This window comes from Acidovorax sp. NPDC077693 (genome assembly GCF_044542805.1).
In the GTDB taxonomy this organism is placed as follows: domain Bacteria; phylum Pseudomonadota; class Gammaproteobacteria; order Burkholderiales; family Burkholderiaceae_C; genus Acidovorax.
The window spans coordinates 215,114-227,332 of the sequence record NZ_JBITVD010000002.1 but is presented as its reverse complement, the minus strand read 5'-3'; the positions used below and the strand labels follow the sequence as shown (position 1 = coordinate 227,332).

Genomic DNA, 12,219 nt, shown 5'->3' with positions numbered 1-12,219 from the left:
GGCCTCCGGTGTCCCTAAAGTTGCGGGCTTCGTGTGTCCGAACCGAGCGGCAACAGCTCATCGGCACAACCCTCCAATTCACTTCGTTTTATCTCTCCGACCATGATGCAGATCGTCTCCGATGCAGCGCAACCCGGCCTCATCATCGTGAACCTGGACGCCCAAGGCCACGACCTCTCCGTCCGCCTGGACCGCGCCATGCTGGAGCACACCCTGGGCGTGCACGGCGCTTTTGCATCCCTCGCCCAGGCCGTGGGCCGCAACATCGAACGCATCCAGGACGCCGCATTGCGCAAGTACCAGCAGACCCGCCAGCGGTGTGTGATTTTGTCGAAGGCTGAGTTGATGCGGGTTGCGGGGTGATGGGAGCTGGCTAGCGTTGGGTCAGCGGGCGACTGATGCGTGTCGCTGATTCCTGTTCCTGGGTACGCGGCTAAGGCTTCCATGAACAGTGATGAGCATGTGTTGAAGACAGAATCGAAAGGGGAGCTTGAGACCGGGTCGCATTGCCAACTACCGGTATAGGCTGAGTGCAGCCGGTCAACTAAGGCCTTGCGAATAACCGCGGTCGCCGACACCGGGCACTGGCCGTCTCGCACGTCGAGCGACAGCAGCGAGAGCTTGGGAAACTAAGGTCCTACCATTGGCGCGGGAAAGCAACCCGCGCGTGGCAAGGACGAGGGAGCACGCTACCACCCATACCGAAGCTGGTCGTACAACGCTGCCAGCTTTCGGAAATAGGATGCGTAGTTGGAATATTCGTAGTCAATCTTATCTTCGTGTTCTTGTAGGAACGCGCGTAGACGATCAGGATCAATTTTTTCCTTGGCCAAAAATGGAATCAACGTTGCGGCGTTCTCTGGCGTTGAGCCAGTAATGATCTCTTCCAGACTTTCGTGACGCCGCTTGTAGAAGGCCGCCTTGTACAGCTTCACCCGATAATCCTTCAGATCTCGGTTGACCCATTTATCAAGAGGGAGGCCACTCTTCTGAAATGAGTCTTTTGAGGTGATGCCGATACCGCTGAGATACTTGAAAACAGGCACGTACTTCGTGTTTCGGCCGGCTCGTTTGATAACGCTTTCGATGATCTGCCGTGGGTTGTAGTTCCGGTTGTCGTGGACTAGATCGGTAATCAGATCTTTTACATCGATCGCCTCATATCCTATTTTTGCTATATCGGCAGCCTCGGGGGAGGCGACGCCAACGCCAACTAGAAATTCGACGTCTTCCTTTTGATCAATCGCGTCGATGTCTACTACGCAAAGCTTTTTCTCGGGCTCCAGGGATCGGACAAGTTCGTAGAGCTGCTCCTTGCAGTACCGAAGCACGCGGGCAGGAATTTTCCTCTTAGTTGAGCCGAGCGCACGATATACCTCAGAAAAGTCGTTAGTGCGGACCAGCACAAGTGGGATCTGAACACCGTCGATAGTCAGAAACGTGTCTGAAACGCCACCTGTCTCACCATCTTTTAATCGCTGAACAAATATCAGATTCCTGCGGAGTTGTTCTATCTGATCTTTACCCATGCAAAGTGTGATGGATCGCAAGAGGGATGAGACGTTGAGGTCAGAAATGGAGTACCCAAGGAATACGACAGGGTGTTCGACAAATACTGTTATCAACTTGGCGGCCAAATACGGGTTTTTCTCGTGGAAAGCAGCGTAGTCATCTGAGGTAAGTACTAGCGATTCTGGGCGAGATGCACAGCCATGAATCTTGTAGATCTCTCCGATTTCCTGGGGATTCGAGAAGAGGAGCTCGTTCTGGCCAATATACTTCCGATAGTCTGGGAAGAGTTGCTCCAGAAATATGTCCCAGTTCGTGGTGATGATGCCATCTACGTTTAAACTGGCGAGGAGCTTGATTTCTTCCAAATACTCTATGTTCGCGGAAGCAGCTTGATCCAGGCCGCCCAAGTATGCAGACACCTCCAAGCGCAGTGCCGAACTTACGTCTGCCACTCTAGATTGGTACCGTTCAACGCTCGCCGCATACTCAGGTGCTTTCCACCAATATTCATTGAAGTCCACCGCCAGCAGTTTGGCTGCGGCGGGGACATCTCCATTTGCTGTAGTGAGGTAATAGCCGAACGGTCGCCCAGCGACACAGAATCTGGAGAGTAGTCCTACCCAGTCCTCCAAGCCGAGATACCGGCGAGAAAAGCCGGAGCCGACAAAAAGAAATGCACCTGCATGTCTAGACTTCAGGATCTCAGTCAGGTCGGCTTCTAAGCTCATAAGGCAAATTGATTTTTGAAAACCTATCAAGCATACGCTGATCCCGAAGAGCCCGACCGAGCCTCGCGTAGGTGCTTCTCCGCGTCGCTTGTGCGTGGCTCCTAGAGGATCATTGCCCGACGACGGACCGTGTGGGTGCCACGAGTAACTACCGAGGCTGCAGGGCATTTCAGAAAAATGCCTGAAGGCCTTCGCTGTATCTCGGGTGTCGCTCAATGGAAGGACCGGCGTTTCCAAGCTCACGCTGTGGACCCGCTCCGCTCCATTGCCATTGTTCGCGCTTCTGTAGCTCAAGGTGGCGTAGTGAACGCAATCGAGCCTAGACCATGGCTGGAGTCCATCGGTGTGCGACCGCAATCGCTGCAGAAGCGACTTCAGACTTAAACTGGAGTCGCCTTGAGCGCATCATCCACCTGGAGGTGGAATCATTCCCTTGAGAGGAGCCCTTTTTATCTCGACCAGACAGGCGGATGGAATGACATTTCCGCTGCTGACGAGTTATTGGAGGACAGCGTTGTGGCTTGATGTGCTGGTCAATTGGCTGCTTTGAAGCAGTCTTTTCAGGGAGGAAATCACGTGGCATCAGACCACCAACGGATCCTGATTCTGTGCAAGACCTACCCGTCGCCCAGCGCTCGGTATGTTGAAACTTCTTGCGTCGCTGGGATGACCGACGACGGACGCTTGATCCGGCTGTTTCCGGTGCCGTTCCGACTGGTGGAGGACGATCAGCAGTTCAAGAAGTGGCAGTGGATCACAGCCCGGGTTCGCCGCGCGCAGGACGATGCCCGGACCGAGAGCCACCGCATTTCGGTGGACACGATCGAGGTGGAGGGCGATCCGCTTCCCACCCGCGACTACTGGATAACCCGCCGCGAGGCGATCAAAAGCGTACCGGTGTTTGATTCGTTCGATGCGCTGGAGGCTTCACGTCAGGCGAGTGGGACGACCCTGGGGCTGGTGCGGCCGAGCCGCTTGCTGGGGCTGGACATCAAGGCCGTGGAATCTCCAGACTGGACCGAGGATGAAATGGCCAAACTGTTGCAGGAGCAGCAGCAAGGCAGCCTGTTCGATGCGGTGGAGGATCAGCGCTCCCTCAAGACGCTCAAGAAACTCCCTTACGACTTCCACTACCGCTAAGAATGCCAGACCTCCGAGAGTGTGAAGCCGTTCAAGCACAAGCTGGTGGACTGGGAGGCCGGAGCGCTCTACTGGAACGTGCACCGCCGCGCTGATTGGCAGGAGGCGATGCGTCACAAGTTTGTTACCCAGTTCAGCGAGCTGGATGTCATGTTCCTCATGGGTACCATACACCGGTTTCCGGGGCAGTGGTTGATCGTGAGCGTGTTGTACCCGCCTAAGCTGCCAGAGACGCTGGTGCGTCAGCAAACACTGTTTTAGCCGTCAGGTGGTGCACCGCCGGGCCACCAGCAGCTCGAACGGCGCGGGCCACGTAGGAGCGGTGGCAGGCAGAAAAATCAGCCTCGAAACAGACCAGGCATGCCCGGTGGTCGCGGGCTGTGGCGGCCAGGTTCCGTACCTCGGTTTTCACGGTATCCAGATGGGCCAGAAAACCACGGGTGTAGTCAGCCCAGTCGCCGTTTTCGCGGTATTTATCGCGCACAGGCTTGGGGCAACCCAAGGCGGGCCGATGCTCATAACCAATGCCTGCCGCGGCCAGATGCTCGCGGAATGCGCTTTTCGAGAACCCCTTTTTGCGTGAGAGCGGCAGCTCGCGCACGTCCACGATCAAGTTCACGCGCGCGTCCTTCAGACGGGAGATGAATCCGTCGATAGTCAAACCTTCATAGCCGAAGGTGAAAAGCGCGGGAGTGGTCACTGGTAGTCGAGGGTTGGAGCATCACCGAAGAGTGGTGCGGGACGATTGTCTCACGCGAGCTTTGGCCAGGTCGGGCCGCAGTACACGATTTAGCGGTAGAGCTGCGACTGTCGGGAAGCAGCCATTCGTCAACGCCCGCTCCTTGGCCGAGAGCGGTCGCATGCCGCCGCCCTACTTACTGACAGCAGTCGCTGCAGAGCCGCCGTCAGATACACCCCCAGACGCCTTCACGCGATACCCTAGGCCTCGCGTCTGAACCCGTTCCAACGCGCAGTTTCGAGTACCGCTCGAAACCCAGCGCAACGGCCCTACCCAAGTTCAGGCAAAACATGGCCCCCGCCCCATCACGTCTGCCCACGGCACCCACACCCCCTCGACGTTACGGCTCCATCGTCGTTGGGCATACGACCGTCCAAAGTACACGCCTGGCCCACCCGCCGTCGCCGGGCCAACCAGATGCCAAGTGCGACGGCTATTGCCACTGCAACGCCGAGCGCGGATGCCAGGTACTCACGGCTGACCGACAGACGCTCCCAGTCCAGCCCCGCTAAACCAGCCACGGACAGGCCGGAGATCACGGGTACGAGTACGGGCACCGCACAGCAGGCGGCGCAGGCGCCTGCGAGGCCGATGGTGGCGAGGAGGGGTTTCTTCATGGCGAGTCCTTTCAAAGATCGGTTCAGACCGATAGACTGACTCTAGAACCTCAAGTCGCTTGAGATGCAAGGATTTCCCATGAATAACCTTTCCGCACCGTTGACCATCGGTGCACTGGCGGAGCGCAGCGGGTTGAGCGTGTCTGCCATCCGCTATTACGAAGAGGTGGGCCTGATCCCCGAAGCCATGCGGCGGCCCAGCGGGCACCGGGTGTATGGCGAGGATGCGCAAGAGCTGCTGACGCTGATCCGCCATTGCCGCGATTTCGGGTTTTCTGTCGTGGACACGAAAGCCCTGGTGGCCCTCGCATCCAACGACGACATGGATTGCGTGCACGCCCGCGACATCGCGCAGGTGCATCTGGACACCGTGCGCACCAAGCTGACGGAGTTGTTGGCGCTGGAGCGCAGCCTGAGCAGGTTCGTGACGGCCTGCACCGACCAATGCGTGGGCGGGCCGGCGCCGCAGTGCAACATCCTCAAGGACTTGAGCCTGAGTGATTCGGCCCTGGCCGCCAAGCGGGCGCTGGAGGCTGGCACATCGGCGCGGTGCTGCGGCTAGTCATTGCTCCGTGGTATCAGGGGTCTGCATGGCCAATTAACCAACCAACCAACCATTGACGGTGCAGGCTGAACAAGTCGGTCAACTCCATCCGTGAAGACGTTGCACCGCCAGTAAACCCCCACCCACCACGGTTATCCCACCCCGCCTACCATCCCGTCCTTCATCCCTTCCCAAGGCCCTCCATGCCCACCCCCACCACCCTCAAAATCGATTTCGTCTCCGATGTCTCCTGCCCCTGGTGCATCATCGGCCTGCAGTCGCTGGAGCAGGCGGCGGACCGCCTCAAGGATGAGGTGGCGCTGGACCTGCACTTTCAGCCGTTCGAGCTGAACCCGCAGATGGGCCCAGAGGGGCAGGACATTGGCGAGCACCTGCAAGAAAAGTACGGCGCGACGCCCGCGCAGAGCCAGAAGAACCGCGAGGCCATTGCGGCGCGTGGGGCGGAGCTGGGCTTTACCTTCAGCATGGACAAGCGCAGCCGCATCTACAACACCTTCGATGCGCACCGGTTGCTGCACTGGGCGGAAGAGAAGGGCGTGCAGCCCGCGCTGAAGAAGGCGCTGTTCAAGGCCTATTTCACCGACGGGCAGGACCCGAGCAACCATGAGGTGCTGGCGCGGGTGGCGGGCGAGGTGGGGCTGGATGTGGCCGAGGCGCGTGCGCTGCTGGCGTCGGACCGCTTCACGGACGAGGTGCGCGAGCGGGAGCAGTTGTATCTGCAAAGCGGCATCCACTCCGTGCCGGCGATCATCATCAACGAGCGGCACCTGATCCAGGGTGGGCAGCCGGTGGAGGTGTTCGAGCAGGCGCTGCGGCAGATTGCGGCGCAGCAGGGGTGAGGCTGTGATTTGCTATTGAATGTATAGCTGTTGGCGCTTGCTGGATAAGCGGTAGGGGCTGAATTACATAAAAACAAAGGGGCCGTGGGACCCCTTTGTCGTTGTGGTGTGGTGGTGTGCTTGTCGTGCTGTGCGTTGGGTGCTTTGCGTGCTGTGCGCTCTCGGGCTGGGTCCGTTCACATGGCGTGAACGGGGTTGGGCGGCGTGCTGTGTGGCGCTTTGACAGGCTCAGCGTGAACGGATTGGGGTGGGGTGGGGTGGGGTGGGGTGCCAGGGGCGGGGCGGGATGCTTACCCTTGCTGACAGTGACGGGGCTGCAGCCACTGCCGCAGCCGCAGCCGCAACCGCAGTTGCAGCCACGGGGGCATCACTTGCGCAGCGGGATGGCCGTGGCGCGGTCCACGGGCACGGCGGTCACGCTGTTCTGGGGGGAGCCGTCCACCAGTTTTTCTGAGTACGTCAGGTACACCAGCGTGTTGCGTGTGGCGTCCACCATGCGCACGATGCGCAGGCGCTTGAACAAAATGGACATGCGTTCGCTGAAGACTTCTTCCTGCTTTTTCAACGGCTCCGGAAAGCTGATGGGACCGACCTGGCGGCAGGCGATGGAGGCCTCGGCGCGGTCTTCGGCCAGGCCCAGCGTGCCCTTGATGCCGCCGGTGCGGGCGCGCGAGACGTAGCAGGTCACGCCCTGCACGGCGGGGTCGTCGTACGCTTCCACGATGATGTCGTGGTCGCGGCCCACCCACTGGAAGGCGGTGTCCACGGTGCCGATCTTTTCGCCGGACGCGGCGTGCGCCGGTGCGGCCATGCCCATGCACAGGGCCGACGCTGCGAGCGCAGCGATGGCGGCAGCGGCCCGGGTCTTGGTCGTCTGCATGGTCGTGATCTTCATGGTCATCGTGGGCCGCGCCTTTTTCGTCATCATCATCGTCATCGTCACGCGGCCGTTCCGGGCACGGGGGCTTCGGTGCAGCGCTGGGCCAGGTGGGCCAGGGCTTCTTCGACCTGGTCGACCAGCACCAGGCACAGGTCGCCGGGCTGCAGGCGTTCCAGGGCGGCGTCGATGGCGATGAATTCGCCGCGGATCTCTTCGACGTGCTTCGTGCGGGGCGCGCCGGCCAGGCCTTCGCGCAGCAGGTTCATCACTTCGCCGTCGGCGCGGCCGCGCTGGGCGGCGTCCTGGTACAGGATGACGTCGTCGAACGCGGCACCCAGGATGACGGTCTGCTCGCGGATGTCCTCGTCGCGGCGGTCGCCCGCGCCGCTGATGACCACGCTGCGGCGCTTGGCGGGCAGGGCGTCCACGGCCTGCACCAGGGCGCGCATGGCGTCGGGGTTGTGGCCGTAGTCGGCGATCACGGTGGCGCCGCGGTAGTCCATGATGTTGAAGCGGCCCGGTGCGTTGTCGCTGTCGTTCACAAAGCCCGACAGGCCGCGGCGTATGGTCTGCCAGGGCATGCCCACGCCCCACGCGGCGGCGACGGACGCCATGACGTTCTCGACCTGGAAGCCGATCTTGCCGTTGCGGGTGATGGGCACGTCGCGCAGGTGGATGGTCTCGCGCCACGAGCCTTCGGACGCGACGATGGAGTCGCCGTCCACGTACACGGTGCGGTGGCCCTGCGCGCGGTGCGTGGCCATCACGGGGTGGTGGCGGTCGGCCGCAAAGAAGATGATCTTGCCGGGGCACGACGGTGCCATGGCGGCCACGATGGGGTCGGCGGCGTTCAGCACGCCGTAGCCGGTGGTGGCCACGTTCTGCACGATCACGCGCTTCAAGACCGCCAGGTCTTCCACCGTGGTGATGTAGTTCAGCCCCAGGTGGTCGCCCGCGCCGATGTTGGTGACCACGGCCACCTGGCAGCGGTCAAAGCCCAGGCCTTCGCGCAGGATGCCGCCGCGGGCGGTCTCGAACACGGCGGCGTCCACCTCGGGGTGCAGCAGCACGTTGCGGGCGCTCTTGGGGCCGCTGCAGTCGCCGCTGTCGATCTGGCGGCCGTTCACGTACACGCCGTCGGTGTTGGTCATGCCCACGCGCAGGCCTTGCGCGGTGAACAGGTGGGCGATGAGGCGCGCAGTGGTGGTCTTGCCGTTGGTGCCGGTGACGGCCACGGTGGGGATGCGGCCGTCGTCGCCATGCGCATACAGCTTGTCGACCATGGCCTGGCCCACGTTGCGGGGCTTGCCGTAGCTGGGCGCCAGGTGCATGCGCAGGCCGGGGGCGGCGTTCACTTCGACAAAGCCGCCGCCTTGCTCTTCCAGCGGGCGCAGCACGGTCTCGGCGACCATGTCCACGCCGCAGATGTGCAGGCCGACCATCTGGGCGGCGGCGATGGCGCGCGCGGCGACTTCAGGGTGCACGTCGTCGGTCACGTCGGTGGCGGTGCCGCCGGTGGACAGGTTGGCGTTGTTGCGCAGGATGACGCGCTGGCCCTTGTCAGGCACGGAGTCGGGCGTCAGGCCCTGCAGCGTGAGGCGTGCGACGGCGATGTCATCCAGGCGGATCTTGGTGAGCGAGGTGGCGTGGCCTTCGCCACGGCGCGGGTCCTGGTTGACGATGTCCACCAGCTCGCGCACGGTGCGCTGGCCGTCGCCCAGCACCTGGGGCGGCTCGCGGCGCGCGGCGGCCACGAGCTGGTCGCCCACCACCAGCAGGCGGAAGTCGTGGCCGGGCAAAAAGCGCTCGACCATCACGGTGCCGTATTCGGCCGCGGTGCGGAAGGCTTCGTCGAGCTGCGCGCGGTCGGTGATGTTGACGGTGACGCCCTTGCCCTGGTTGCCGTCCTGCGGCTTGACCACCACGGGCAGTCCGACCTTGAGCGCGACTTCCCAGGCCTCGTCCAGCGTGTCGACGGGCTTGCCCAGCGGCACGGGCACGCCGGCGGCGTGCAGCAGGCGCTTGGTCAGGTCTTTGTCCTGGCCGATGGATTCGGCCACGGCGCTGGTGGAGTCGACCTCGGCGGCCTGGATGCGGCGCTGCTTGGAGCCCCAGCCAAACTGCACCAGGCTGCCGCGCGTGAGGCGCCGGTACGGAATGTTGCGCGCCACGGCGGCGGCCACGATGGAGCCGGTGCTGGGGCCCAGGCGCTCGTCTTCGTCCAGCTCGCGCAGCTCGGCGATGACGGCATCGGCGTCGAAGCTGCCGGTGCCTTGCGCGGCGTGGATGAGGTGCTCGGCGTATTCAAACGCCTTGCGGCCCACGGCTTCTTCGCTGTATTCCACCACCACCTGGTACACGCCCGCGTCGGTGGTGGCGGTGGTGCGCGCAAAGGTGACGGGGCAGCCGGCCTGGGCCTGCAGCGCCAGGGCCGCGGTCTGCAGCACGTGGGCCAGCGAGATGTCGGGGCCGCCGCTTTCCGGGTGCAGTGCGCCGATGCCCGGGAACAGCGCCCGCAGGCGGGCTTCGAACCCGGCCATCTGGCTGACGGCACGCTCGGCTTCAGGGCAGGTCACGATGGCCTCGATGGCCATGTGGCGGCTCCAGAGATTGGGGCCGCGCAGGGCCCGTGTGCGGGATACATCCATGGGGAGTCTCTTTCTCAATATCCGTCGGGACCACAGTCCGACTTCACTACATCTGTCAGGTTGCTCAGCGTCAATTTCACACAGTACGTGGTGACGCCAGCGGCACATGAAACTGGCGCGACCAAGGCGAGTGCCCCCGCGCAAGGGCCGCTCCGCCGCGCTGTGGGCGTTCCCCTCCCGTATTGCGCAGCAATACGAGAGAGGGGGAAGGCGCGAAGCGACTCAGGGGGTGCCATTTCAGGTGGGCAGGCCAAGGGGTGCGGGCAGGTCGGGCTCGAAGGTCTTGATGCCCGCGCCGATCAGGTCGGGCGCGATGTCCAGCGCCCAGGCGGCGCCCACGGCGGCCAGCAGGGCGTCGGTGTCGGGCACCACGGCGTTGCGGCCGAAGGTCAGGTCGGCCAGCGAGCCCAGCACGTGCTCGGCACTGCCGGTGGCCAGCACCACGCGGCCGTTCTTGACGATGACCGCGCGGCCGTTGTCGGTGGCGCGGTGTTCGACAATGACGGGCAGGGTCGGGTCCTGCGCGTACAGCACGACCGAGCCGTCCGACAAGGGCGCCAGGTCGGCCACCTGCTCGATGGCGGCGTTCAGCACCGCGGCGCCTTCGGACAGCACCACGTCGACCTGGGTGCGCATCACCTTGGTCATCTGGTCTTGTTCATGCACGTCGAACTCGGCCAGCGTTTCCACGCCGTCCATGTCGGTCACCACGCCCACCTGGCAGCGGTCGTACGCCAGGCCGTCGCGCAGGATGGTGCGGGCGTCGCTTTCGATCACGGCGGCCTGCACGGTCTGGTTCATCAGCAGGCGGTGGGCGGCTTCCCAGTGCGCGCAGTCGGTGGTCTCGACACAGCGGCGGTCCAGGAACAGGCCTTCGCGGCAGGCCAGGCCGGTGTGGTGGCCGCCCAGGTGCAGCAGCCAGGCCACCAGCCGCGCAATGGTCGATGTGCTGCGCGTGCCGGCCACGCCCACCACCGGAATGCGGCCCACGGGGCCGGAGTCGTCTTCGGACGGGAACAGGTGCTCGGCGATGGCCTGGCCCACGGGGCGGGGCGCGCCCACGGCGGGCTTCAGGTGCATCAGCAGGCCGGGGCCGGCGTTCACTTCGACGATGGCGCCGCCCTGCGTGTGCAGGGGCTTGGAGATGTCGAGCGCCACCATGTCGATGCCCGCGATGTCGAGGCCCACCACCTTGGCGGCGAGCTGGGCGATGTAGGCGACCTCGGGGTGCACGTCGTCCGTGCAGTCCACGGCCACGTTGCCGTTGCGCTGCACCACGATCACGCGGCCCGCGGCGGGCACGGAGTCGGCGCCGAGGTCCTGGCGCTTGAGTTCGAGCTGCACCTTGGTGTCGGTGGCCAGGTCGATGATCTCGAGCGGGTACTCTTCTTCGTAGCCGCGGCGCGGGTCGGAGTTGAGCTGGGTGTCGATCAGCTCCTTGACGGAGTTGCGTCCGTTGCCGGTGATGCTGACCACCTCGCCACGCGCTGCAGCCACCACCTTGCCGCCCACCACCAGCAGGCGGTGTTCGTCGCCGGGGATGAAGCTCTCGACCATGACGTCGCTGCCTTCGGGGTAGGCCACGTGGTAGGCCGCCTCGATGTCTTCCTTCTTGCGCAAATCGAGCGTGACGCCGCGGCCGTGGTTGCCGTCGGAGGGCTTGATCACCACGGGCAGGCCGATGTCCTGCGCGGCTTCCCACGCTTCTTCGGGGCTGTTGACGACCTGGCCTTCAGGGATGGGCACGCCGCAGGCCTTGACCAGGGTCTTGGTCAGGTCCTTGTCGCTGGCGATGCCTTCGGCGATGGCGCTGGTGAATTCGGTCTCGGCCGTCCAGATGCGGCGCTGGCTGGCGCCGTAGCCCAGTTGCACCAGGTTGCCGTCGTTCAGGCGGATGTGCGGGATGCCGCGGTCGGTGGCGGCGGTGACGATGCAGGCGGTGCTGGGGCCGAGGTACTGGTCGTCGACCTCGGTGCGCACGCGGGCCACGGCGGCCTTCACGTCGAACGGTTCGTCGTTGATGGCCGCCATGATGAGTGCATGGCCCTGGGCCAGCGCCACGCGCGCCACGCTTTCGTCACGGGCGCGGAACACCATGCGGTACACGCCGCGCTGGCTGGTGCTGCGCGTCTGGCCGAAGCCGGTGGGCATGCCCGCCAGGTTCAAGAGCTCGATCACGATGTGCTCGAGCACGTGGCCGCACCAGGTGCCTTCTTCCAGGCGCTGCAGAAAGCCGCCGCGCTCGCCCACGCCGCAGTGGTGTTCGATGAGCGCGGGCAGCCAGGCGGTCAGGCGGGGGGTGAAGCCGGGGATGGTGTGGGAGGGGTAGTCCTCCAGTTCGCCCAGGTCCAGCCAGACTTCCAGGACCGGCCGGTAGGTCCAGATATTGGGTCCGCGCAGGTAGTTGATGCGCAGCAGTTGGATGTCGTTGAGTTTCGCCATGGATTGCAGCGGGTGTGTTTGCGGCCTTGGAAGGGCGTCGAAGGACAAAGAAGACGTGATGGACGGGGATTGTGCGTCAGCCGCGCACTGGCTGGCAGTGTCAGCCAAA

9 protein-coding genes are annotated in these 12,219 nt (G+C 63.7%); 4 read left to right on the top strand and 5 right to left on the bottom strand.

Annotated elements, in window-relative coordinates; genetic code table 11:
• Positions 1-102: 102 nt before the first annotated feature.
• On the top strand, positions 103-363 hold the full coding sequence (locus tag ACIGHN_RS03140; protein WP_056417505.1) for a hypothetical protein: 261 nt from the start codon (positions 103-105) through the stop codon (positions 361-363).
• A 326-nt stretch (positions 364-689) separates the two neighbouring features.
• On the opposite strand, the gene ACIGHN_RS03135 is transcribed toward ACIGHN_RS03140, so the two are convergent.
• Positions 690-2,240 (bottom strand): SIR2 family protein, encoded by a 1,551-nt coding sequence (locus ACIGHN_RS03135; RefSeq protein WP_396503229.1) that lies wholly within the window; start codon positions 2,238-2,240, stop codon positions 690-692.
• A 666-nt stretch (positions 2,241-2,906) separates the two neighbouring features.
• Between ACIGHN_RS03135 and ACIGHN_RS03130 the strand changes: the two genes are divergently transcribed.
• Complete coding sequence (locus ACIGHN_RS03130) at positions 2,907-3,380, top strand: hypothetical protein (RefSeq protein ID WP_396503228.1); 474 nt, start codon at positions 2,907-2,909, stop codon at positions 3,378-3,380.
• A gap of 217 nt (positions 3,381-3,597) precedes the next feature.
• On the opposite strand, the gene ACIGHN_RS03125 is transcribed toward ACIGHN_RS03130, so the two are convergent.
• On the bottom strand, positions 3,598-4,080 hold the full coding sequence (locus tag ACIGHN_RS03125; protein ID WP_396503227.1) for a DUF488 family protein: 483 nt from the start codon (positions 4,078-4,080) through the stop codon (positions 3,598-3,600).
• A 735-nt stretch (positions 4,081-4,815) separates the two neighbouring features.
• Here ACIGHN_RS03125 and ACIGHN_RS03120 point away from each other — a divergent pair.
• Both ACIGHN_RS03120 and ACIGHN_RS03115 read left to right on the top strand, forming a co-directional pair.
• Positions 4,816-5,298 carry a helix-turn-helix domain-containing protein gene (locus ACIGHN_RS03120; RefSeq protein WP_396503226.1) on the top strand — a complete coding sequence of 161 codons (483 nt, stop codon included), beginning with the start codon at positions 4,816-4,818 and terminating at the stop codon, positions 5,296-5,298.
• A 185-nt stretch (positions 5,299-5,483) separates the two neighbouring features.
• Positions 5,484-6,140 (top strand): DsbA family oxidoreductase, encoded by a 657-nt coding sequence (locus ACIGHN_RS03115; RefSeq protein ID WP_396503225.1) that lies wholly within the window; start codon positions 5,484-5,486, stop codon positions 6,138-6,140.
• Positions 6,141-6,507: 367 nt separating this feature from the next.
• Here ACIGHN_RS03115 and ACIGHN_RS03110 read toward each other — a convergent pair whose 3' ends face one another.
• The 3 genes from ACIGHN_RS03110 to cphA (ACIGHN_RS03100) form a co-directional block, all read right to left on the bottom strand.
• Positions 6,508-7,035: a CreA family protein gene (locus ACIGHN_RS03110; RefSeq protein ID WP_396503224.1), complete on the bottom strand. Its 528-nt coding sequence runs from the start codon at positions 7,033-7,035 to the stop codon at positions 6,508-6,510.
• Between the two features lie 44 nt (positions 7,036-7,079).
• Positions 7,080-9,668, bottom strand: coding sequence for a cyanophycin synthetase (gene cphA, locus ACIGHN_RS03105; RefSeq protein ID WP_396503223.1), 2,589 nt, complete (start codon positions 9,666-9,668; stop codon positions 7,080-7,082).
• 237 nt (positions 9,669-9,905) lie between these two features.
• Positions 9,906-12,110 carry a cyanophycin synthetase gene (gene cphA, locus ACIGHN_RS03100; RefSeq protein ID WP_396503222.1) on the bottom strand — a complete coding sequence of 735 codons (2,205 nt, stop codon included), beginning with the start codon at positions 12,108-12,110 and terminating at the stop codon, positions 9,906-9,908.
• Between the last annotated feature and the right edge of the window lie 109 nt (positions 12,111-12,219).

Coding starts and splice junctions, on each gene's coding strand:
- ACIGHN_RS03130 (WP_396503228.1), top strand. CDS start 2,907: ATGACCGACGACGGACGCTTGATCCGGCTGTTTCCGGTGCCGTTCCGA.
- ACIGHN_RS03135 (WP_396503229.1), bottom strand. CDS start 2,240: ATGAGCTTAGAAGCCGACCTGACTGAGATCCTGAAGTCTAGACATGCA.
- ACIGHN_RS03120 (WP_396503226.1), top strand. CDS start 4,816: ATGAATAACCTTTCCGCACCGTTGACCATCGGTGCACTGGCGGAGCGC.
- ACIGHN_RS03110 (WP_396503224.1), bottom strand. CDS start 7,035: ATGAAGATCACGACCATGCAGACGACCAAGACCCGGGCCGCTGCCGCC.
- cphA (WP_396503223.1), bottom strand. CDS start 9,668: ATGGATGTATCCCGCACACGGGCCCTGCGCGGCCCCAATCTCTGGAGC.
- ACIGHN_RS03140 (WP_056417505.1), top strand. CDS start 103: ATGATGCAGATCGTCTCCGATGCAGCGCAACCCGGCCTCATCATCGTG.
- ACIGHN_RS03115 (WP_396503225.1), top strand. CDS start 5,484: ATGCCCACCCCCACCACCCTCAAAATCGATTTCGTCTCCGATGTCTCC.
- cphA (WP_396503222.1), bottom strand. CDS start 12,110: ATGGCGAAACTCAACGACATCCAACTGCTGCGCATCAACTACCTGCGC.